Raw genomic sequence first — 22690 nt, 5'->3', positions numbered from 1 at the left:
CCCTCAGTGCCTGTTGTCATCTGCCCTGCCCCTGGCTCGCCAGCGACCGCGCGGCCTCTAGCGGGCTCGCACGACCGGCAATGATGCGCTCCACCCACTCGGCAACCGCCGTCTCCGCACCGGCCGGCGCGGAGAAGCGCGCCATCAGCATGGTCGAGAGCGTGCGCAGGATCTGCCGGTAGAGACGCTCGCGCTCCCGCTCTCCCTGCCGGCCGGTTTGCGACAGCCAGTCCAGATAGGTGTCGGCGGTCGCGGCGACTTCGGCGATTCCCTCGCCGCGCGCAGCCGACACGGAAAGGACCGGCGGCACCCAGATGGAAGGATCGGCAGCCATGTCGCCGTGCCTGCGCATCAACGCGCGCTGACCCGGACTGGCCTGGCCATGCGCGGCGACCATCTTGGCCGGCCGCACGTCATTCAGCCCCGGCTTGCCCATATAGGCGGCCGAAACCGCCGCGCGGATGTGCTTGGCCGTATCGGCCGCGTTGGGCAGGTCTGCCTTGTTGACGATGAAGATGTCGCCGGTTTCCATCAGCCCGGCCTTCGAGGCCTGCACGCCGTCCCCGAGACCGGGCACGGTCATGACGAGCGTGCAGTCGGCGATCTCGCGGATTTCGACGTCGGACTGGCCCGCGCCGACCGTTTCGAGCAGCACGTAGTCGAAGCCGAAGCCGGAAAGGACGGCAATCACGTCGACGGCGGTCTCGCTGAGACCGCCGATATAGCCGCGTGCCGAGACAGAGCGGAAGAAGACGTTTTCCTCCGCGGCGCTGTCACCCTGGCGCACCCGATCGCCCAGAAGCGCGCCGCCCGAAAACGGGCTGGACGGATCTATCGCCACAATGGCGATCCGTCGTCCGGCGCGCGCGAGATGCGTGGCGAGGCGGTCAACGAAAGTGGACTTGCCTGCCCCCGGCGGACCGGTGACGCCGACGATGCGCGCCCGCCCGCGTGCCGCATAGGCAGCGCGAAGAACTGCCTCGCAATCGTCGCCGCGGTTCTCCGCGGCGCTGATCGCGCGTGCAATCCGCCGTCGTTCGCTTCCCTCCATCTACCCGACCGACTTGATGAGGATGGCATCGCCCTGGCCGAAGCCTCCACAAATGGCGGCAACGCCGAGCCCCCCTCCGCGCGCCCTGAGGCCGGCGGCAAGGGTCATGACCAGGCGCGCTCCGCTGGCGCCCAGCGGGTGGCCGATCGCGACAGCCCCCCCGTGGATATTGGTGCGCGCGCGTAGGCGTTCCGCACCGGCCTTGTCGCCATCGGCAAGCTTCAGCGTCGAAACGAGCGGGGTGGCCGCGAAGGCCTCGTTGATTTCGATGAGTGCGATGTCGTCAAGCCGGACATCCGCCTTGCGCAGCACCTCGCGGATCGCCACCGCCGGCGTATACGAGCCCGAGGTCGGCGCTCCGCAGACCTGCGCATAGGCGAGAACTTCCGCCTGGACTTCCAGCCCACATTCCCGCGCGGCCACCGCATCGGCGGCGATCATCGCGGCCGCGCCGTCCGAAAGGCCCGGCGCGTTACCGGCGGTCACGGTTTCGCTGTCATAAACGGTTCTGAGTTTTGACAGCTTTTCCAGCGAGGTATCGCGGCGCGGAGGCTCGTCCCGCTCGAGCCGCACCGGACCTCTTTCGTAGGCGACCCGTTCGGCATCGAAGAACCCGCGGGCGTCCGCTTCGAAGTACCGCTCATGGCTGCGAAGCGCCCATTCGTCCTGCATCCTCCGGTCGACCCCGAGTTGCAGCGCCTCGCGCGCCGTATAGCCGGAGATCGATGCCTCCACCACGTCGCCGCGCATCATCAGCGGATCGTCCAGTGCAACGCGGCCGACGCGATGGACGTGGCTGCGCGGCAGAAGCTGCGGCGTGCGCGACAGGCTCTCGAAGCCGCCGGCAACGAGAAGCGACGCCTCGCCGGCCCTGATGTCCTTGAAGGCCAGACCGATCGCCGTCATGCCCGAACAGCAGGCGCGGTCGACGCCGAAGGACGGCGTTTCCTGGCGCAGCTTCGAGCGCAGGATGGCCTGGCGCACGGGCGTCAGCATGCCTGAGCCGATCATCCCGACGCCGAAATAGGCCGCATCGATCTTCTCGGACGGCAGGCCGGCGCGTGCAACGATCGCATCGATGACGAAGGCGCCGAGTTCGGGCGCAGGTATGTCCTTCAGCGCACCGCCGAACCTGCCGAACGGCGTGCGTCCCGGTGCTGCGATGACGACGCCGCCGCTCATTGCGCCTCGGCCTCCTGGGAGGCCGCCCGCAGCGCCTTCTTGTCGACCTTGCCATTGGCGTTCTTCGGCAGGTGCTCGACGATATCGAGCCGCTTGGGCGTGCGGATGCCCAGCCTCGGCTTGATCTCGGCGAGGATGTCGTCGCGGTTGCGCGGCGAGCCGGCGGACAGCGCCACATAGCCGACCGCGATCTCGCCCCATGCCGGATCGGGAAGGCCTATGACCGCCGCCTCGACCACGTCGGCGCAGCTCGTCAGCGCGGCCTCGATCTCCTGAGGATAGATGTTGAAACCACCGGAGATCAGCATGTCCTTGGAGCGCCCGGCAAGCGAGATGATCCCGTCTTCGCCCATGCGCGCGAGATCGCCCGACCAGAGCCAGCCGTCGCGCAGCACCTCGGCGGTCGCCTCGGGCATGCCCCAGTAGCCGCTGGTGACGTGGTCGGAGCGCACGGTGATCTCGCCGATATGACCGGCCGGCACCGGATGCCCGGCCTCGTCGCGCAGGACGATCTCGACGAAGGTGTAGGGTCGTCCGACAGCCCCGAAACGCGGATTGCCGGCGTCGTCGAAGTGATCCTCGGGCGGCAGCGTCGTGCAGGTCATCATTGCCTCGGTCAATCCGTAGTTCTGCACGAGGATCGGACCGAACAGATCGAGCGCGCGCATCAGCGTGTTGCGCGGGATCGGCTCCGCGCCATAGCCGATCATCCGCAGCGACGAGAGGTCGAATTCTCCGAGGCGTGGATGATTGACGAGGCGGGTCAGGACGGTCGGGACGCAGGTGAAGACGGTGACGCGATGACGCTCGATGGCGGCGAGGAGGTTGTCGATTGACCCGCCGTCGACCAGCACATTCGTCGCCCCGCGCAGGAACCAGGGAACGAAGTATGTGCCGCTCGCATGGGTGAGCGGCCCGATGTGGGCGATCGTGTCGTCCGCGCGGATGTCGCGGTCGATCAGCATGTTGCGGTAGACGGCCGCCCAGTTGCGATGCGTCAGCATCACGCCCTTCGGGCGGCCGGAACTGCCGGAGGTGTAGTTGATCGAGGCGAGGTCGTCGAGGCGCGGCCCCTCGCGCGCGCCAGCGTCTCCAGAAAGCCCGGTTGCGAGAAGTTCGGCGAAGGATGGCCCGCCGGCTGCGCCGTCGCCATCGACGCAGACCCGCCACAGCCCGTCGCGGACCGGGATACGATCTGCCGAGGCTTGGTCATGGAAAATGGCGCCCAGCGCGCAATCGGCGTCGATCAGCGCGACGTCATTGGCCGTCGCCAGCGCATTCACGGGCACCCGAACGAGACCGGTTCGCTCGATCGCCATCTGCAGGAAGATGTAGTCGGCGCAGTTGCGCATCATCAGCGCCGCCCGGCTGCCGGGCGCGAGCCGTGCGGCAAGTCCTTCGGCGAGCCGCGCGACGATGGCCTCGAACTCCGCGAACGTCCATGACCGGCCGCCTGCGACCAGCGCCGTGCACGATCCGAAGCGGCGCGTCGCCTGGCTCATCAGCCGGCCGACCGTGCTGCCGTGTCCGAGGTTCGCGTCAAGCATTCTGGGCGTCCGTGCGGGTCTGTTTGAGGAATTCGACGATCTCTGCGATCGGCGTGCCGGAAAGGAAGACGCGCGCGACCCCGACAGCCTCGAGTTCCGGCACGTCCTCCTGGGGAATGATGCCGCCGACGATCAGACGGATGTCGCCCGCCCCGCTTTCGTCGAGAAGCTTGCGGATGCGCGGCACGAGTATTCGGTGGGCGCCGGACAGCAGGCTGATGCCGATCCAGTCGACATCCTCTTCGATCGCCGCGCGCGCGATCTGCTCGGGCGTTCGGCGCAGGCCGGTGTAGATGACCTCCATCCCCGCATCGAGCAGGCCGCGCGCGACCACCCGCGCACCGACGTCGTGGCCGTCGAGCCCCACCTTCGCAATCAGTACGCGCAGCCGTCTTCCCGTCATGCTCGATCCTGCTCAAAAATCGGTCGACGGAGTGAACAAGCCGAAACGGTCCCGCCAGACCTGGCAGATTTCCCCGACTGTCGCATAGGCCCGCACAGCGTCGAGCACGGCGGAGGTGCAGTTGCGCCCCTCGGCGCAGGCACGGTCGATATCGGAAAGCAGCGCCTTCACGCGTGCGCCGTCACGCCCGGCCTTCACCTCGGCAAGCCGCCGTAACTGGCGCGCCGTCGCCTCGGGATCGCCGCGGAAGGCGGTATTGGGCACGTTGGGCTTGACCGGCCATTGATTGACGGTGATCCAGGGCCGTTCGCCGGAGTCGATCGCCCGTTGGCGGCGGACGGCGCCATCGGTCATCAGCCGGCGGCCGTAGCCGGTATCGATGACGGCGAGCGCTCCACCGTTTCGCTCGATCTCGGCGAGCCCGTCAAGGATCTGGGTCTCGACCTCGGCGGTCAGCGTTTCGATGAGATAGGAGCCGCCCATCGGATCGATGGCGTCGGCGAGCCCGTGTTCGTTGGCGATGATCTGCAGCGTCCTCAGGGCGACCCGCATGGATTCCTCGCCGGGTGTCGAGACTGCCTCGTCATAACCGGCGAGATAGACGTAGCTCGCCCCGCCGAGCACATAGGCCAGCGTGCCGAAAGCCGTGCGCACGATGTTGTTGAGCGGTTCCTGGAGCGATTCCTGCCCGTGGCCGTAGACCGTGGTCTGCAGCGCCAGCGCTTCGCCCCGGGTGGCGCCGTAGCGCTCCTTCATCAGGCGAGCCCAGATGCGGCGAAGCGCCCTGAGCGTGGCGACCGAGATGTAGAAGTCGTGCCGCTCGTCCGGGAACATGTGGATCAGTGGCGCCACATCGTCGATCGCATGGCCCTGCGCCAGCATGAGGTCGATGTAGTGGAGCGCGTTTGCAAGCGCGATCGACAGCGCCATGGAGGCCCCTGCCCCGCCGGCGTTGATGTGGTTGGCGCAGACCGTCATCGGCGACCAGTGCGGCGCACTGTTGATGCACCAGGTCACCGCATCGCAGGCCAGGCGGGCGGCGGGCTCCGCCGGCAGGATCTGCGTGCCTCGGGCGATGTATTCCTTCAACGGGTCGTTCTGGAGGTTGACCGTATAGTCCTTCCAGGCGATCCCCTGCTTCTCGCCCAGCGCCGCATAGAGCGCGAGCACGATCGGACCGATCGAATTGCCGAGCGTGCCAACCCGCTTGACCGTGTCGACGGGGATGCCGCGGAAAAGCGCTTCCATGTCGGCAAGCGTGTCGATGGCGACGCCCACTTGCCCCACTTCGGCCGCGGCCATTTCATGGTCGGAATCGTAGCCGCACTGCGTTGGCAGATCGAGGGCGACGAGGATCTGCTCCGCGCCGATGCCGAGAAGCCGCTTGAAACGCCTGTTGCAGACCTCGCCGTCGCCGAATCCGGCATAGGCGGAGACGACGAAGCTTTCGGTGCGGAACATGCCTGCGCGATCGCCGCGCGTATACGGATAGGCGCCGGGGAAACCGAGATCACGGCCATAGTCGAAGCCGATGCGATCGAGATCGGCTGGCGTATAGAGCGGCGCGATCTCGATGCCGACATCGGTGCGGAAGGACTTTCGGGGGCCGCGCGCTGCAAGATCGCTGGCATAGGCCCCCGACAGCCAGCGGCCGTAGGCCTCGGCGGTCGCGCCTGCCCGCAGCGTCTCGTCCGCTGCGTCCTCCATCCCTGCTCGGCCGTCCGGCGATATGCCAAACATCACGTTTCTCCCCGCTGAGCCGGCACGGCGCCTTGGCGGAATCCTCTGCTTCACTTCAGGCAATATGATGTTTTTCGCCAATATGCGCAACTGTTTTTGCTGATATCGCACATATTCGTACTTGCGAACGTTGATAATGCCAAATTTGGCGCATCAGACCCGCTGCCGCGTGGACGGAGCGGATTGCAGCGGGCGGCCAGAAGCGGCAGATGCGGCATGTAAGCGACGGAGATGCCGGAGGCCTTCGTTGCGTTCGCGAGACGCGCTCCGTAATAATGCCACCGAAACAGAGACGGAGCTCGCCGATGGAAACGGCAATCAACCTTGATGACCTCGACGTCGGCATCATCAAGCACCTGCATGACGATGCCCGCGCGCCGGCCAAGGCGATTGCAGATTCGCTCGGTGTCCCGGAATCGACCGTCCGCAACCGGCTCGGCCGGCTGATCAAGTCGAATGTCATCGAGTTCGTGGCGCTGACCAATCCGCTCAATCTCGGCCACACGACCTGGATCATGATGGAGATCGAGGTCGAGACCAAGAGCATCCGGCGTGTCGCCAAGAAGCTGTCGAACCTGCCGGAGATCTACTTCGTCTACATCACCACAGGCAGCTTCGACATCTTCGCCGGCGCGACCTTCGCCTCCAATGCGGAGTTCGTCGACTTCCTGACGAATCAGCTCGCCAATGTGGAAGGCATCGTGCGGGTAAACACGCGCGCCATCCTCGAAACCCACAAGCGCGTCTTCAAGTTCTCGCCGAAGGCTGGCGTCATCAAGCCGGGCAAATAGTCGGCAACCCGGTCTCGCGAGCCGACGCCGTGCGGAGGGTCCGCAACGCCGACCAACGACTTCGCGGGAATTGCTTCCTCAGCGGGCGCGGAACAGGTCCATGCCGCGCCAACCGGCGAGCGAGCCGCAGCATCTCGCAACCCCATGCGGCCAAAAGGAGCGTGCGTTCGTGGCCACCGCTCTTCGACTACGTGCGGCTGCGCCGCCGCGGGCGGTTCATCCCCCCGTCCAGACAGCCTCAGAAACCACTTACCGGCTCGCTACATGCCTGATGGATGCAGCCTAGCGCTGGGCTGCCCCAATCATCATGCCAAGGCCTTGGGCGACGGTTCGCTGCAGCTCGGGCGGCAGGCTTTTGCACAGCTCGCGCTCGACCGCAGCATGGTCCGCCATGCTTGCATCGGCGGCCGCAAGCCCCTTCTCGGTGAGTTCCACGATGACGCCCCGCCCGTCGCGCTCATCGGCGAGGCGTCTGATCAGACCGTCCTCTTCCATGCGCCGAAGGAGGTTCGACAGTCCGCCGGACGACAGGAGCAGCGTTGAAAGCAGCTCGCTCGGCGACATGCGGAAGGGCGCACCGTAAGCCCGGATCGTCGCCAGGACCGCGTAGGTGGGATATTTCAGTCCGTGCGGCGCAAGCGCCCTGTCGACAGCACGCAGGATGATGTCGTGCAGATGCAGGATGCGCCCGACCACAGCCTTGCCGCTGCAGTCGATGTCCGGCCGCTCGCGACGCCAGTTCTCCATCCCGCGCCCGACCCGGTCCAGCTCCCAATAGTCGACCTCGCCTGCTTCCAAAGTCCCCCTCCTTCACACTCGGCCGCGCAGGGCATAGGGCAGCGCTCGCTGCGCAATGCGGCCATCGCGCACTAAGCTAATAGGCGGCCACCGCGCACCAAGCTAGTAACAAGACAGGATACCTTCACAATATCTTTCTTGAAAGACAAATGGACAGGTGATAGCCCTTTTTCTTGCGATGCACGGCGGGAGAGGCCCGGGCCTGCATCCGCAAAGGGAACCTGATCATGAAATCAAACTCCTTCCTCTCGGCTGCAACCGCAATCGCTGCCCTCGTGTCGGCCACAAGCATCGCGGCTGCGGACGAACTCGTCCTCGGCGCGTTCGGCGGCTCCTTCGCCGACAATGTGACGGCCTGCTATGTCGAGCCTTTCAAGGCCGCCACCGGCGCCGATGTCGTCATGAAGCTCGGCAGCTCGTCGCAACATGCAGCCGCGGTCCGCGCCACCGCCGGACAGTCCGACATGGACGTCGTGTTCGCCGACGATGCGTTTGCCGTGCAGATGGCGAATGAAGGCCTGCTGGTGCAGCTCGACCGCGCCAAGCTCTCCAATGCGCCGGAAATCATCGACGGCGCCTGGGGCAAGGACGACGCCTATGTCGCCGCCATGCTGGGCGCCACGACCATCATCTACAACAAGGAGAAGGTCACCACGCCGCCCACCTCGTGGAACGACCTGTTCGATCCGAAGTACGAGGGCCGCGTGACCATCGGCGACATTTCCGGCACCACCGGCTGGCAGTTCCTCGCGGCGCTCAACAAGATGGAGGGCGGCTCGCTCGACGACATCACCCCCGGCATCGAGAAGATCAAGCCGCTCGCGAAGTCGTCGGTGCTGCTCTACTCGCAGGCCGACCAGGTGGTCGCGCTGTTCGAGCGCGGCGAAATCGACATGGCGGTCTGGTATCCTGATCGCGCCGGCGTCGCCGCCGCCAACGGCCTGCCGCTCGCGGCCGCCTATCCGGCCGAGGGCGCAGTCGGCATCCGTCCGACGATCTCCATCCCGAAGGGCACGAAGCAGGAAGAGCTGGCGCACAAGTTCATCGACACGATCCTCGATGCGGACAACCAGAAGTGCTTCTCCGAGAAGCAGTTCATCGGTCCGGTGAACAAGAATGTCGTGCTCTCCGACGAGGTTTCCGCCATCGTTCCGGCCGGCGAGGCGCTGGACAAGATGCTGTTCCTCGATCCGGCGGAAATGGCCGAGAAGCTGCCCGAGTGGACCCGCCGCTGGCAGCGCGAGGTCCTGCGCTAAGACTGACTGCCGGGTCGCCTCCAGGCGATCCGGCTCCCGGCTTGCGCTTTGCCGCCACCGGATCCGCCCCTGCGGCATGACGCTCGTGTTGGACGCCGGGCAATCCTTGTGAGGTCGAATGAGCAACGTTTCTCTGCGGCATATCGTGAAGCGCTACGGCAAGGTGTCCGTGGTCAAGGATGTGTCGCTGGAAATAGCCCAGGGCGAATTCGTGTCGCTGCTCGGACCTTCCGGCTGCGGCAAGACGACGATACTGCGCATGGTTGCAGGCTTGATCGAGCCGACCGACGGGGTCATCACGGTCGGCGGGCGCGACATCACCCGCCTGCCTCCCAACAAGCGCAATGTCGGCCTGGTGTTCCAGTCCTATGCGCTGTTCCCTCACATGACCGTCTTCGAGAACGTCGCCTTCGGCCTCCGCCGCAAGGGCGAAAGCGGCTCGGCGCTTAACGCGCGCGTCGAGGAGGCGTTGGCGCTCGTGCGCCTGGCCGGCTACGGCGAGCGCTACCCGCGCCAGCTTTCCGGCGGCCAGCAGCAGCGCGTCGCGATGGCGCGCGCCATTGCGCCACGTCCGAGCGTGCTCCTGTTCGACGAGCCGTTGTCCAATCTCGACGCCAAGCTGCGCGACGAGATGCAGATCGAACTCAAGCGGCTGCAGCGCGAGCTCGAGATCACGACGCTGTTCGTCACCCACGACCAGGCCGAGGCCCTGTCGCTGTCGGATCGTGTCTGCGTCATGAACGACGGCGTCATCCAGCAGTTCGCGTCGCCCGAAGAGATCTACCACCGCCCCGCCACCGCCTTCGTCGCCGGCTTCATCGGCAAGCCGAACCGTCTGAGCGCGACGGTGAAGGGCGGCGCGGTCGAGCTTCCGGGCGGGCTCGTGTTGCGCCCGACGGACCTCTCCGCCACGGATGGCGCTGCGGTCGAGGTGTTCATCCGCCAGGAAGCCGTCACCCTCTCACGCGAGGCGGGCAACGATGGCGAGGCCATCCCCGGCACGATCGCGCTGCGTTCGTTTTCGGGTGCGCAGGTCCAGTACGTCGTGCGGCTCGGATCGACGTCCGAGATCGTCGTCGAGGTTCCGTCCTCGGGCGGCGCTGCAAATCTGGCGCAGGGCGACGCCGTCTTCCTCAACATCAGGCCGCAAGACATCATCACGCTGCCGGGCGGGAAAGGCGCATGAAGTCGCTGCGCACCGGAGCCCTGCTGCTCTCGCCGCTGCTCTTCGTGCTGGTTGCGGCTTTCGTCGTGCCGTTGCTGCTTCTGGTGCCGACCAGCTTTCAGGAATACCGGCCCGGCCACGGCATCGTCCCGGATGCGTGGACGATAGCCAACTATGCCCGCATCTTTACCGATGATTTCTATCTGGAAGTCGTTCTGCGCACGCTCGGCCTTGGCGTGGCGGTTACCTTCAGCTGCCTTCTGCTCGGCTATCCGGTCGCCTATCTCATCGTGCGCGGCAACCCGCGCTGGCGGCTGGCGCTGACGCTCCTCGTCATCTTCCCGCTGATGCTCAATCTCGTCGTGCGCTCGTTCGGCTGGATCGTGCTGCTGACCAATCGCGGCGTCGTCAACAACCTCTTGATCGACATCGGCCTCATCGAGAAGCCGCTCAAGCTGATGTTCAACATGACCGGCCTGATGATCGGCCTCACTCACATCTACCTGCCCTTCATGGTGCTGATGCTGGTGGCCGCGCTTCAGAACGTGCCCCGCGATGTCGAGGCCGCCGCAGCCACGCTCGGCTCAAGCCGCCTGCATGCCTTCCGCTCGGTGACGCTGCCGCTGACCGCGCCGGGCATCATTTCCGGGTCGATCCTCGTTTTCGTCCTCACCATCAGCGCCCTGGTCACCCCGCGCATGCTGGGCGGCCCGACCTACCAGGTCATGGCGACGCTGATCTATGACGAATACATGCAGCTTCTCGACTGGCCGAGCGGCTCGGCGTTGTCGTTTGCGCTGGCGATTTCCACCATCCTCATCATCTGGATTTCGAGCCGGATGACCAAGCGCTGGGCGGGGCTGGCATGAACGAACAACGTCCCGGTTTCGCCGTCTCGTCGCTCGCGCTGCTGGTCATCCTGTTCCTGCAGATCCCGGTGGTGGTGGTCATGCTCGCCTCGTTCAGCGAGACCTCCTACCTGACCATTCCGCCGCAGGGCTGGACGCTGAAATGGTTTTCGGCGGTGCTGACCGACCGCATCTATCTCAGCGCGATCTGGAACAGCCTCATCCTGGCCGTCGGCTCGACCCTCATTTCGCTGGTGCTCGGCGTGGCGGCCTCCTATGCCATCTTCCGCAAGATGGTGCCCGGTTCCGAGGCGCTGACGTCGCTGCTGATGGCGCCTTTGATCATCCCGTCAGTGGTGATCGGCGTCGCGCTGCTGCAGTACTTCACGCTGGTGGGCATGCGCGGCAGCTTCTGGGTGCTGCTGATCGCCCACGTCATCATCACCGTCCCCTACATCGTGCGCTCCGCCCTGGCGAGCCTCTCGGGCCTCGACCTGTCGGTCGAGGAAGCGGCGCGCGTTCTCGGCGCGGGCGGCTTCACCACCTTCAGGCTGGTGACTTTGCCGCTCATCAAGCCCGGCCTCGTCGCAGGCGCGCTGTTTTCCTTCGTCACCTCGATGGAAAACGTGCCGGTGACGATCTTCCTGGCCGGACCGAGGGACACGACCCTCCCCATCCTCATCTTCACCTCGGTGGAGATGGGCGTGAACCCGAGCGTGGCCGCCGTGTCCACGCTCCTCATCATCGCGACGGCGATCGTGCTGCTCGTCGCAGAGCGCTGGACCGGCTTCCACCGCTTCGTTTGACGGATACCAATATGCATCTGACCACCAAGGGTTTTCCCCTTTTCTTCACCTTCGATCTCGACGCCGAGACGATGTGGACGGCGCGCGACCCCAACTATGCCAAGCGTCCGATCCTGATGTCGCAGGGCGCCTATGGCTGGAAAGTGGGCGCCGATCGCGTGCTCAACCTACTGGCTCGCTACGGCATCAAGTCGACCTTCTTCGTTCCCGGCCTCATCATCGACCAGCGCCCCGAACTGATCGAGCGCATCCTCGAAGCCGGACACGAGCTCGCCCACCACAGCTACACCCACAACTGGATCCTCAACCTGACTCACGAGCAGGAGCGCGAGGAGATGGAAAAGGGCTTCGAGTCGATCAAGCGCGCCTCCGGCCTCGCGCCCCGTGGCTGGCGCTCGCCGGCCGCCGAGCTCAGCGACATCTCCATGCAACTGATGGTCGAGTACGGATTCGACTATTCCTCCAACTTCTTCGACGACGATTCCCCCTACATCCACACGGTTGATGGCAAGCCGACCAAGATCGTCGAGCTGCCCTTCCGCTGGGTGCTCGATGACGCGCCGTTCTTCCAGTATTCGATCGTGCTGCCCGGCCGCACCATGCAGGCCCCGTCGGCGCTGCTTGAGGCGTGGAAGGCCGAATTCGACGTCCTCTATGCCGAGAAGCGCATGATGATGGTCGGCATGCATCCCGAAATGATCGGCCAGCCCTCGCGCATCGGCGTCCTGGAAGGCCTCATCAAGCATGCACTGGAGCATGGCGATGTCTGGATGGGGCGCTGCGACGAGATGGTCGAGGACATGCGTCCGCGCCTGACCGGAGCCACCGCGTGAGCACCGCCTTCGCCGGTCGCCGCATCCTCGTCACCGGCGGCGGCAAGGGCATCGGCAAGGCCGCTGCCCTGCGCTTCCTGAATGGCGGCGCAAAGGTCGCCTGCCTCGACATGGACGAGGCGGCGCTGGCGCAGATGGAGCAGGCGCACGGCGTCGTCGCCCTCCACGCAGACGTGACCGACACCGCGTCGGTGCAGGAGGCCGTGGCCGTGGCCGTGGCAAGGATGGGGGGGCTCGACGGCGTCGTCAATTCGGCCGGCGTCGACTTGGAATCCCGCCTCGAGGACATGACCGACGAGGCATGGGACTGGCTGATGGCCGTCAACCTGAACGGGCCGATGAAGGTCTGCCGTGCGGCCGCGCCGTTTCTCAAGGCGGCGGGCGGCGGGACGATCGTCAACGTCTCGTCCGGCGCCGGGCTCAGCCCGCTGAAGTTCCGCAGCGCCTATTCGGCGTCGAAGGCCGGCCTGCAGATGTTTTCCAAGTCGCTGGCGATGGAAGTCGCCGAAGCCGGCATCCGCGTCAACGTCGTCTGCCCGGGCGCGGTGGAGACGCCGCTGTTCCGCTCCTCCATCGCCGAGGGCGCAACCGGCGAGGCGCAGCTCGACGCCGTCCGCGCCCGCTATGCGCTCGGCCGCATTGCCGACCCCGACGAGATCGCCGCCGGCATCGCCTGGCTGATGAGCGCGGAGTCTTCCTACGTCACCGGCGTGGCGCTTGCCGTCGACGGCGGCCGGACCTTCCACTGAGGATGATGCCGATGCTGCATACCGCCCGCTTCGACGACAAGGTCGCCATCGTGACGGGCGGCGGCGGCGGCATCGGCGCGGGCATTGCCGCACGTTTGCTTGCCGAGGGCGCTCGGGTTGCCGTGCTCGACCTCGACACCGGCCCGCTGCAGGCGCAGCTTGAGGCGGACAAGGCCCCTCGCCTGCTCGCCGTCGAGGGCGACTGCACGGACCTCCCGACGCTCGAAGCCTTCCACGCACAGGTTGCCGGCGATCTCGGGCCGATCGACGTGCTCGTCAACAATGTCGGCCAGAGCGGGCGCAGCCGCAGCGCCGCGTTCCACGAATCCAGCGAAGACGTCTGGCGCTTCGTGCTTGAGATTTCCCTGTTCAGCACCATGCGCATGTCGCGCCTCGTTGCGCCCTCCATGCGCGAGCGCGGCGGCCGCATCGTCAACATGTCGAGCGACGCGGCCTTCGTCGGCGATGCGGGCCTGGTAGACTATGCCTCTGCCAAGATGGGCCTGATCGGCTTCACCCGCTCTTTGGCGCGCGAGCTTGCGCCGTTCGGCGTCACCGTCAACGCGGTTGCGCCGGGCGCGATCCGCACCCGCGCCCACGACACCATGCCGAAAGAGGTCATCGACCGCATCAAGACCAACACGCCCGCCGGCATCGTCGGCGAGCCGGAGGACGTCGCCGCCGCCGTGGTGTTTCTGGCCAGCGACGAGGCGCGGTTCATCACCGGCCAGAGCCTGCTGATCGATGGCGGGCGCTGGATGATTTGAGGAGAACGGTCTTGTCCGAACTTGCCGACATGACAGCAACCGCGATGGCCGCCGCTATCCGCGCGAAAGAGGTTTCCCCGGTCGAACTGACCGAAGCGGTGCTGCAGCGGATCGACGATCGCAGCGACCTCAACGCCTTCATCACCGTGACCGGCGACCAGGCGCTTGCCGAGGCCCGGGCCGCCGAAGACCGCGTGATGAAGAGCGACGAGCTGCCGCCGCTGCACGGTGTGCCCTATTCGGTGAAGGACCTTGTCAACACCGCCGGCGTGCGCACCACCATGGGTTCGCGTCTGTTCGAAAACAACGTGCCGACTTCCGACGCCGTCTCCGTCGCCCGTTCGAAGGCGGCAGGCGCGATCCTCGTCGGCAAGACGACGACGCCGGAGTTCGGCCATCTGCAGGCGGCGACCTCGCCGCTGTTCGGTCGCACGCTCAATCCGATCGATCCGTCCGTCACCCCCGGCGCGTCCAGCTCCGGGTCCGCCGTCGCGGTCGCCACGGGCATGGGACCGATCTCGCTAGGCACCGATGGCGGCGGATCGAGCCGCATCCCGGCCGCCTGCTGCGGCGTCGTCGGCTTCAAGCCGTCGCTCGGCGTGATCCCGCACCTCCAGCTGCCGGACCTGTTCGGCGCCAACTCCTATGTCGGGCCCCTCGCCCGCACGGTCGAGGACATCGCGCTCGTGTTCGACGCGATCAGCGGCCCGGATTTCCACGACACCTACGGACAGGCGGCAAGACTGCTGCATGAGGGTAATGCCTCACTCGCAGGGCTTCGCATCGGCTACATCGCAGAGGGCGGCGCGCGCGTCGAGCGCGAGACTGCCGCGATCACCGCCGCCGCCGTGAAGAAGCTGGAGGATGCCGGCGCGCTGGTCGAGGAAGCCTTCATCGACTTCAAGGCGTACGAACCCGTCTTCCTCACCATCCTGCGCGTCGGCCTTGCCGCCCGCACGGGCCCGGCGATGAAGGGCCGCGAGGAACTCGCCGGTCAGACCCTGATCGACACGATCGCGCTCGGCAACGGATACTCCGCGGTCGATCTGTCCAACGCGACGGCGGGGCGCACGCGGCTCTTCCGCGAATTCCAGGCCCTGTTCGAACGCTTCGACATTCTCGTCTCGCCGACGCTGACCGCGCCGCCGCTGCCGATCACGGTGGATCCGATCGGGGACATCGAGATCGACGGCGTCAATTGCGGCACTGTGCGCGGCGCCTGGTACCCGTTCACCTTCCCGCAGAACCTGTCCGGCCACCCCGCCATCACCATTCCCTGCGGCAAGACCGCAGCCGGCCTGCCGCTCGGCCTGCATCTGTGCGCGCCCTGGTATCGCGACCTCGCCTTGCTGCAGGTCGCCAGGGAGGCGGAGGCGCTCTTCACATAACCGGCGAACCCCTCGCCGGCAGATTTCAACGACAACACGGAGGATAAGTATGTCGTTCAAAAACGCCCTCAAATCGGCGCTCGTCGCCAATGCGCTGTTGCTGGGAGGCATCGGGCTGGCGCACGCACAGGCGCCCATCCCGGTGGTCGATCTGCGCACCGGTCCAAACAACGCGATCACCGACGTGCCGGGAATTCTCGTCGGTCACAGCACACGCAAGGACGCCGCGACCGGCACCACCGCCCTGATCTTCCCGGAAGGTGCGCTGATGGGGATGTCGCCGAGCGGCGGCGCTCCCGGCACGCGCCTCGGCGCGCTTTTGACTGCCCAGCATCAGGACGCGCAGCGCGTGGTCATGCACGGGCTGACGCTGAGCGGCGGCAGCATCTACGGCCTCGACACCGCCTGCGGCGTAGTCAAGTTCCTTGACGAGAAAGGCTGGACCTACGGCGGCCGCGCCCACGTTCCGGGCGCGATTATCTTCGACCTCGACCGTGGCTCGGTCAACGCGCCTCCCGGTCGTGGCGACAAGCCCTGTGAGGATGGCTACATCGCGGCAAGCAACGCCAAGGAAGGCCCGGTCGAACAGGGCAGCGTCGGCGCCGGCACCGGCGCGCGCGCTGCCGGCATGAAGAGCGGCCTCGGCACCGCCAGCGCCGTGATGGCGGACGGCACCGTCGTCGGCGCTCTGGTCGTCGTCAATCCGGCCGGCCGCGTCTACAACGTCAACGCCAACTGCGAACTCTACACGCTGTGGCTCGAGCTTGACGACGAGTTCGGCGACATCAAGGTGCCCCCGCAGGGCTGCTCGACCTCGCCCAAGGACATGGAGTTGATCCGGGCCGGCGAAAACACCACCATCGGCGTCGTCGCGACGTCAGCGCCGCTCACCGCCGGCCAGACCGAGCGCCTCGCCATCGTCGCCAATGACGGCATGGCCCGGGCCATCCGCCCGGCCCACTCCACCAGCGACGGCGACACGGTGTTCGCCGTGACGCTCGGCGACGATCCGTCGACGGTCGCGCAGTCGAACTTCGTCGAGGCCGCGCAGTTCCGCGACATCCTGTCGGTGGCCGCCGACGTCTATGCGCGCGCCATCACCCACGCCGTGCTGAATGCGGACCCGGAACTGGGCGAAACCTACTGCGTCCGCTTCCCCGGCGCGTGCGCCGCCGACTAGCATTTTGCATCCAGGCGGAATCGTCTGGCGTCGCACAAATGCGGCTCAAGGAATGGATGGAGCGGCGGACCTGCATTCGTTGGAATGCCCGCCGCTCCGGCGGCCTCAGCGGGAGGCGGCCTATCCCGCGGTCACCCTGTTCCTGCCGCCCGCCTTTGAGCGATAGAGGGCCTCGTCCGCACGCTTGATGAGATACTCGTAGTCTGGATGGCCGTCATAGGACGCCACGCCCCCAGAAACAGTGACCGTCATCCGGCTTCGGTCCGGCATCAGGATGTCGTGATCGCTGAACTGCTTGCGAACCCTCTCCGTCAGGGAGAGCGCGTTTTCCAGTGAGGTTTCGACCAGAACGATCAAAAATTCCTCGCCGCCATACCGGAAGACGAAGTCGCTGCCCCTCACCGTCTCCAGTATCAGGTCTGCCACCTGTCTGAGGACGACATCGCCTCCCGCATGCCCGAAGCGGTCGTTGATCGCCTTGAAATGGTCCACATCGATCAGGACCACGGAAAGCGGGGTGTCGTTGCGCGAGGCAAGGGCGATTTCGCGTCCCAGCACCGAGGGCAGGAATTTCCGGTTCAGGGTGCGGGTGAGCGGATCGCGTCCTGCCTCCAGTTCCGCGGCCGCCTGAAAGATATCGGTCAGCAGGAAGCGCAGTTCCTCGATGGCGGCCTGCAGTGTTCCGATAAGCTTTGCGACGGCGGAAGGGTCGCGCGCCTGGGCTGTATCGATGGCGGGCAGAATGGACGTATCGATCCGCGTGATCACCGCTTCGATGCTCTTGAGCAAGGGAGATCCTTGAAAGAGCAGCCCGCCGCGGTGGCGTACCCAGAGTCCGAACTGGGAGGTTCCCAGGGATTCCAGCCGCATCGAGCCGGCGTTGGTCACCAGGCTGAAGAGGACGTCCTGGGACCATTCCATGAGGGCCGCCCTCTGAGTCTCCCGCTCGATCGTGATGTCCTGACCGATGGAGAACAGCCGGAAAGCCTCGTCGGTGTGTGCATGTTGCCGGGCGCCCGCGACATAGGCTTCGCTCATGAGACGCATCGCGTAGTCGATGATCTCGTCCATCATCAGCAGCGCGGTGGCCTTCAGCGACGCATCGATGTCCAGGTCGAGGACGCAGCGCCCAATCTCGATCTTCAGCAGGCTGGCCCCTTCCAGCACGAGATGCACGGGAAGCTTGATCCTGGCATGAACCTCGCCGATGTGGATCTGCCGGCGCTCGAACTCGGAGGCGTTTTCAAGGTCGGCTTCCAGCAGCTTGAGCAGCCAGCCCCGCAGAGAGTGACTGAGGCGCTCCTGGACCACCGAATGGCTCAGGAATGACGATGCCTCGGGATGTTGAAGAAACGCGCCATAGAAGCTGGAAACGAGCGCGTCCACGTGTTCGCGCACGATGGATCCCAGGATCTTCTTGACGTCGTCGCGCTGCTCTCGTGCAACTGAACTCCAGTACCTCAATTCAACCATATCTGCGGCAGCTTCCTCGCGAGCCTGAAGGAGAGCCCCCCGGGCAGGCCTGTAGCTTGATGGAGCTAAGCTTCGGTAAATAGGGAGCACCGCCTTGGCCCACCGTTTGGCGAACTCTGCGGCGGTGCGCCGTCCCGAGACGCCGCCCCCGACGATCAGCACGCGGCCCGCAGGGCTCGGGGGCGTCCGTAGCCCGGAAACTGCCGTCCGCTGTTGCTGCGGTGGACCGCTCTCCATAAGGGGGCCGAGAATACGGGCAGCTTCGGCCTGCGGATCCTCACGCGCCGACATTGCCCTTGCAGACCACTCAGTCTCAGGGATTGAGCTCCGGGAGTGCAGGCAATCTCGGCGCTGAGACATTCCCTCGTCTTCTCCATCTGTGCCTGGCGGATGAGATCCCGCGGCCCAATCCCGGCAGATCAGTTGACGTCTCCTTCGCGCCGGAAGCGAAAAGCACTCGTTCGAGGCGCTCATATTGGTGCTGCACCGACGGATCGCCGAAATGCTGCAGCCACTGGGGCAACGGAGCTGTTCCCGCGCGCCTCGACCACGCGTCGACAGCCGCGAATGCGGCTTTCGCGTTGCCGGCAGCGCAGGCTCTTCGGAACCTCTGGAAATAGGCGGCTTCGGAATTCTCGTGCTCCGAGCGTCGCTCGCGGCGCCACGCGTCGAGCCGCGGCCAAAGCCGCGCAGCCGCCCATGCCAGCAGTGTCGCGCCGAGAAGCGCGGCGGCGATCCAGATCGCGGGCCACAGCCAATCGCGCCGGCTCGCCGGCTGTGCCGGGGCCTCGGCCGGCGGCGCTATGGCCGGCTCGAATGCCTGTTGCGCGGCCACGTCGACGGCGATCTCGTGAGCGCTTGCCACCTCGTTCTTGGCGCTCGCCGGATCGTACCAGCCGATCTCGACCGCGGGCAGGGTGAAGGCGCCCGCCTTCTCGAAGGTGTAGGTGACGCGATCGATCCGGCTTGCCGTCGCGGGGCCTTGCCTTGGGTCGGTGTCGTTCGCGAGCACCGGGTCCTGTCGATACAGCCGAACTCCCTCGGGAGCTTCGAAGTCGGGCGGCGGGATCATCATCGCCTGGATGCCCTCGGCCGTTACGGTCACCGTCCGAACGATGGCGTCGCCGACCTTCAGGTTCTTGAGGTCACCCTCGACGAACTGATTGATCGTGACCCTGGCCGCGACCGCACCACCGGATCCGGAACCCGGCGCGCCGCCGACGGTGAACGTGATCGTCGGCAGCGTCACCGAACCATTGGCCGGCGGCTGGCCGGGCACGGCGGCGTAGGTGAAGGTGATCTGGACCTCGGGCAGCGTATACTCGCCCGCTGCCTGCGGCGTTATGAGGTAGGTGCGGCGGATGCCGGCATAGGCGGCGCCGTCGATAGTCTCGACCAGGTTCTGCGCGCCGTCCTGCAGTGTCACCACCGCATTTGGCAGGTCGAGCTCCGGAAATCCTGGTGACGACATGAAGAAGTTCGGAACCAGCACGTCGACTCTGAGGGTTACCTGTTGGCCAACGACGATTTGCCCCTGGGTTTCCACCTGCGCACGCGCGAGTGGATCGGCCGCGCGCGCCGCGACCGGCATTAACGCCAGCAACGCGGCGAACAGTAGCACTGTCGCCCTGAGGCACGTCATTTGTCCGGTTCCTTCGACTCGATGGCGAACCTGCGCGCCAGCAGGTCGGTCGGCGTGACCTGGATGGTACGCATCCACATCTCTGCCGATTGCTGGGCGGCGTCGACCGTGCCTTCCTTGCCCTTCTTGCCCTTGTCGTCGAACTGCACCTGGTCGGGCGCCTGGTTCGGATCCTGTGGCTGCTGATCCTCCTCATCCTTCTTGCGGTCGGCGATCAGCTTCTCGATGGCCGCGAGATTGGCCTCGGCCTGCTGCCAGCCGGCCCGCAGCTTCAGCGCTTGCCGGTAGCTCGAGACGGCGTCCGGCAGCCGGTCCAGATGGGCCAGCGCGTTGCCCTGGTTGTAGTAGCTTTCGGCGCTCTGGACCTGGGCAAAGGCATCCACCGCCTTGGCGAAGTCGCCGGAGCGATAGTAGGCCACGCCGCGCCACATCGGGTCGTCGAAGAGCGCAGCAGCCGCGGGATAGTCTCCCCTGTCGAAGGCGAGGCGCCCCTGCTGGTCGTGCGTCAGCCACATATCCATCACAGGCGAGGTTTGCGCATTCGAGTGGTCAGGTACGGCGAGCGCCAGGACAAACAACACGCCACCCGCCCAGTGCACGGACCAGCCGCGCCGGAACCAAAGCGCGGCGATCGCAGCGACCGGGATCGTCAACCACCAGCCGAGGTCGCGCCAGCGCGTCTGCCCCTCGGCCTGCTTCTGCTCGAGATGGGTGCGGATGCGGCGCTCGATCCAGTCGACGTCGCTGTCGTCCAGTGTCACGGTCGCGACCTGTACGCTGCTTGCGCTTCGCAACTCTTCGAGTTGGTCGACGTCGAGCTTGGCGATGACACGTGCACCGGACGAATCGGTCAGGTAGCGTCCTTCGCCGGTCTTGACCGGCCCGCCCGCGGCGGTGCCGATGCCCAAGATCATGATCTCGTCGTCGCCGGCATTCTTTGCGAATGCGTCTGCCGCACCGGCCTCGACGCCGTCGGTCATGAACAGGATAGTGCCGGGCGTATCCTCCGAGGCGAGGGCCGACTCCACCGTTTCCAGGGCCCTGCGCGTGTCCTTTCCCGCCACCGGCATGATATGCGTCGCCAGTGCGTTGACGTAGGTCTGGACCAGCGACGCATCGTCGGTCAACGGCAGCACCATATGGGCGCTGCCGGCATAGGCGAAGACGGCCGTCCGGGCGCCGGGGCGGCGCTTGAGCAGATCCTGCACCTTGAGTTTGGCGCGTTCGAGGCGGGTCGGCGATATGTCGGTCGCGTCCATGGTCTGCGAGAGGTCGATGACCATGGCGAGCGGAGCCTTGTCGTCGACGAAGGGCGAGCGCTCTCGGTCGAAGGTCGGGCCTGCAGCTGAGATCGCGCCCAGTATGATCGCAGCGCTCACGAGATAGACGGGCCGGAACCAGCCCGCACCGCCCCCATCGAGGATGAGGTGATCGAGGAGCCTGGGCGCGATGATGTCGCGCCAACGGCTGCGTACGTCTTCGCGCCGCGACACCAGCCAGGCCAGCGCGAGTGCGGCGACGATCGCCAGCAGCCACCAGGGGCGGAGGAAGTGGAAATCCGCGATCATTCGGCGGTTTCCCTTCCGGCCTTGCCGTGCATGCTCGTCAGCAGCCAGGCGGAGAGGTGATAGAGGATCAGGATGAGCAGCGCGGCGCCGAGCGGATAGTGGAAGAGCTCGATTCTGGGTCGCCACGACAGCGTCTTCTGATTCACTGGCGTGATCCGATCGAGCGTCTGGTAGATCTCTTCGAGCTGGCTCTGGTCCTGTCCGAAATAATACTGCCCGCCGGTCGCACTGGCGATCTTCTGCAAGGCGGCGGTATCGAGCTTGTCCTCGCCGGTGGCGTTCGGATCGCCGATGCCGACTGCGTGCACGACGATATGGTTCCGGCCGGCGATCTCGGCGGCCCTGTCGGGCGGCATCTTGCTCGCCGTATCGTTGCCGTCGGTCAGCACGATCAGCACCTTGTCAGGTGCGAGACTCGCCTGGAACATCTTGATCGCCAAACCGAGCGCATCGCCGAGCGCCGTGCGCGGCCCGGCGATCCCGGGCAGGATTCCGGAGATCATCGTCTGCACGGTGCTGTGGTCCTGCGTGAAAGGCACGAGCGGATAAGGGGCGTCGCCGAATGCGATCAGGCCGATGCGGTCGCCGCTGCGTCGCTTCACGAATTCCGCCACGACCTGTCGCACCGCATCGACACGGGGCTCGACCTTACCGGACGGGTCGCGGAAATCCGCCGTATCCATGGATTGCGAGAGATCGAGGGCCAGCATCAGGTCGCGCTGCGGCTCGACCTTCTCGATCGGCGGTTCGATGAATTGCGGGCGCGCAAGCGCAAGCAGAACCAGCGCCCAGCAGACGGGCGCCAGTATTCGTTGCGCCCGGTTCATCCTCGGCACGATGGAGCCGGTAGATGGGGAAACACCCGCTGCCCGCGCCACTTCGCCGAAGAAGGGGATGCGGACCGACGCGGTCTCTTGCCGGTAAGGCGGCAGCAACCACCAGACGAGCACGGGCAGTGGCAGCAGGGCGAGCAGCCAGGGATACTCAAGCTGGTACACGGTGCTTCTCGATCCATGCCCGGGCGGTGTCGATCAGGGCGCGAAACTGTTGCTCTGAAAGCCTGTCCCGCGGCGGCGCGGCACGATACTCGCCGTCGGCCAACAGCGCCGCCGCTTCGTCGGCGATCATCGCGCCGCCCGCGTGATCGCGGAGGAACTTCACCCACGCCGCGCCGCTGACGCGCGCTACCTCCTCTCGAGGCCACGCTGCGAGCACAACGCGCTTCAACAGTTCTGCAACGGCCTGCACGGAGCCCGGCTGCCCGCCGTGCCCGGTCTGCTCCAGGTCCGCCAGCAGCGCCAGCGCCTCGCGGCGATAGCGATTTATCCGCCTATGATGCAGCCAGCGCCAGACGGCGAGGACGATCAGTGCGGCGACCACCAGCGCAAGCAGAGCCCATCCCCATGTCTGCGGCCACCAGGCAACCGGTTGCGGCAGCACGATGTCGGCCAGCGATTGCAAGGCCTGGCGCGTTTCGAGATCGGCAGGCGATGTTCCTTCCAT

The 22690-nt window shown here is 66.1% G+C and carries 21 protein-coding genes; 10 read left to right on the top strand and 11 right to left on the bottom strand.

Annotated features, from left to right (window positions below):
* Positions 1–16 precede the first annotated feature (16 nt).
* Genes meaB through PD284_RS10635 form a run of 5 tightly spaced genes read right to left on the bottom strand, consistent with a single transcriptional unit; the run spans position 17 to position 5923 of the window.
* On the bottom strand, positions 17–1051 hold the full coding sequence (gene meaB, locus PD284_RS10655; RefSeq protein WP_274628175.1) for a methylmalonyl Co-A mutase-associated GTPase MeaB: 1035 nt from the start codon (positions 1049–1051) through the stop codon (positions 17–19).
* The gene (locus PD284_RS10650; RefSeq protein WP_274628174.1) at positions 1052–2233 is read right to left on the bottom strand and encodes a thiolase family protein; all 1182 of its coding nucleotides are present in this window, start codon (positions 2231–2233) and stop codon (positions 1052–1054) included.
* The gene (locus tag PD284_RS10645) at positions 2230–3780 is read right to left on the bottom strand and encodes a class I adenylate-forming enzyme family protein (protein WP_274628173.1); all 1551 of its coding nucleotides are present in this window, start codon (positions 3778–3780) and stop codon (positions 2230–2232) included. Before PD284_RS10645 ends, PD284_RS10650 begins: the two co-directional genes overlap by 4 nt.
* The gene (locus tag PD284_RS10640; RefSeq protein ID WP_274628172.1) at positions 3773–4183 is read right to left on the bottom strand and encodes a cobalamin B12-binding domain-containing protein; all 411 of its coding nucleotides are present in this window, start codon (positions 4181–4183) and stop codon (positions 3773–3775) included. The genes PD284_RS10645 and PD284_RS10640 overlap by 8 nt, the downstream gene beginning before the upstream one ends.
* 12 nt (positions 4184–4195) lie before the next feature.
* A complete protein-coding gene (locus PD284_RS10635; RefSeq protein ID WP_274628171.1) occupies positions 4196–5923 on the bottom strand; it encodes a methylmalonyl-CoA mutase family protein in 1728 nt (575 codons plus the stop codon).
* 305 nt (positions 5924–6228) lie between these two features.
* Here PD284_RS10635 and PD284_RS10630 point away from each other — a divergent pair, with 305 nt between their 5' ends.
* Positions 6229–6714 carry an Lrp/AsnC family transcriptional regulator gene (locus PD284_RS10630; RefSeq protein WP_274628170.1) on the top strand — a complete coding sequence of 162 codons (486 nt, stop codon included), beginning with the start codon at positions 6229–6231 and terminating at the stop codon, positions 6712–6714.
* A gap of 282 nt (positions 6715–6996) precedes the next feature.
* On the opposite strand, the gene PD284_RS10625 is transcribed toward PD284_RS10630, so the two are convergent.
* On the bottom strand, positions 6997–7512 hold the full coding sequence (locus PD284_RS10625) for a MarR family winged helix-turn-helix transcriptional regulator (protein ID WP_274628169.1): 516 nt from the start codon (positions 7510–7512) through the stop codon (positions 6997–6999).
* Positions 7513–7739: 227 nt separating this feature from the next.
* Between PD284_RS10625 and PD284_RS10620 the strand changes: the two genes are divergently transcribed.
* The 9 genes from PD284_RS10620 to PD284_RS10580 all read left to right on the top strand — a co-directional run bounded on the left by PD284_RS10620 (position 7740) and on the right by PD284_RS10580 (position 16504).
* Positions 7740–8768: an ABC transporter substrate-binding protein gene (locus PD284_RS10620; RefSeq protein ID WP_274628168.1), complete on the top strand. Its 1029-nt coding sequence runs from the start codon at positions 7740–7742 to the stop codon at positions 8766–8768.
* Between the two features lie 118 nt (positions 8769–8886).
* Positions 8887–9954, top strand: coding sequence for an ABC transporter ATP-binding protein (locus PD284_RS10615; protein ID WP_274628167.1), 1068 nt, complete (start codon positions 8887–8889; stop codon positions 9952–9954).
* On the top strand, positions 9951–10802 hold the full coding sequence (locus PD284_RS10610) for an ABC transporter permease (protein ID WP_274628166.1): 852 nt from the start codon (positions 9951–9953) through the stop codon (positions 10800–10802). The genes PD284_RS10615 and PD284_RS10610 overlap by 4 nt, the downstream gene beginning before the upstream one ends.
* Positions 10799–11587 (top strand): ABC transporter permease, encoded by a 789-nt coding sequence (locus tag PD284_RS10605; protein WP_274628165.1) that lies wholly within the window; start codon positions 10799–10801, stop codon positions 11585–11587. Before PD284_RS10610 ends, PD284_RS10605 begins: the two co-directional genes overlap by 4 nt.
* A gap of 11 nt (positions 11588–11598) precedes the next feature.
* Entirely contained in the window at positions 11599–12420 is an 822-nt protein-coding gene (locus PD284_RS10600; protein WP_274628164.1) for a polysaccharide deacetylase family protein, read from the top strand.
* Positions 12417–13169: an SDR family NAD(P)-dependent oxidoreductase gene (locus PD284_RS10595; RefSeq protein WP_274628163.1), complete on the top strand. Its 753-nt coding sequence runs from the start codon at positions 12417–12419 to the stop codon at positions 13167–13169. The genes PD284_RS10600 and PD284_RS10595 overlap by 4 nt, the downstream gene beginning before the upstream one ends.
* 11 nt (positions 13170–13180) lie before the next feature.
* Entirely contained in the window at positions 13181–13936 is a 756-nt protein-coding gene (locus tag PD284_RS10590) for an SDR family NAD(P)-dependent oxidoreductase (RefSeq protein ID WP_274628162.1), read from the top strand.
* A gap of 11 nt (positions 13937–13947) precedes the next feature.
* Complete coding sequence (locus PD284_RS10585; protein ID WP_274628161.1) at positions 13948–15324, top strand: amidase; 1377 nt, start codon at positions 13948–13950, stop codon at positions 15322–15324.
* A gap of 49 nt (positions 15325–15373) precedes the next feature.
* Positions 15374–16504 carry a P1 family peptidase gene (locus PD284_RS10580; RefSeq protein WP_274628160.1) on the top strand — a complete coding sequence of 377 codons (1131 nt, stop codon included), beginning with the start codon at positions 15374–15376 and terminating at the stop codon, positions 16502–16504.
* Between the two features lie 120 nt (positions 16505–16624).
* Here PD284_RS10580 and PD284_RS10575 read toward each other — a convergent pair whose 3' ends face one another.
* Genes PD284_RS10575 through PD284_RS10555 form a run of 5 tightly spaced genes read right to left on the bottom strand, consistent with a single transcriptional unit; the run spans position 16625 to position 22690 of the window.
* Positions 16625–18268, bottom strand: a complete 1644-nt coding sequence (locus PD284_RS10575; protein WP_274628159.1) for a GGDEF domain-containing protein — start codon at positions 18266–18268, stop codon at positions 16625–16627.
* Between the two features lie 22 nt (positions 18269–18290).
* On the bottom strand, positions 18291–19619 hold the full coding sequence (locus PD284_RS10570; RefSeq protein WP_274628158.1) for a BatD family protein: 1329 nt from the start codon (positions 19617–19619) through the stop codon (positions 18291–18293).
* The gene (locus PD284_RS10565) at positions 19616–21187 is read right to left on the bottom strand and encodes a VWA domain-containing protein (protein WP_274628157.1); all 1572 of its coding nucleotides are present in this window, start codon (positions 21185–21187) and stop codon (positions 19616–19618) included. Before PD284_RS10565 ends, PD284_RS10570 begins: the two co-directional genes overlap by 4 nt.
* Positions 21184–22185, bottom strand: a complete 1002-nt coding sequence (locus PD284_RS10560) for a vWA domain-containing protein (protein ID WP_274628156.1) — start codon at positions 22183–22185, stop codon at positions 21184–21186. The genes PD284_RS10565 and PD284_RS10560 overlap by 4 nt, the downstream gene beginning before the upstream one ends.
* Positions 22172–22690, bottom strand: coding sequence for a DUF4381 domain-containing protein (locus PD284_RS10555; RefSeq protein ID WP_274628155.1), 519 nt, complete (start codon positions 22688–22690; stop codon positions 22172–22174). Before PD284_RS10555 ends, PD284_RS10560 begins: the two co-directional genes overlap by 14 nt.

The organism is Mesorhizobium shangrilense, from assembly GCF_028826155.1.
In the GTDB taxonomy this organism is placed as follows: domain Bacteria; phylum Pseudomonadota; class Alphaproteobacteria; order Rhizobiales; family Rhizobiaceae; genus Arvimicrobium; species Arvimicrobium flavum.
This window is presented reverse-complemented; position numbering and strand designations above follow the sequence as displayed.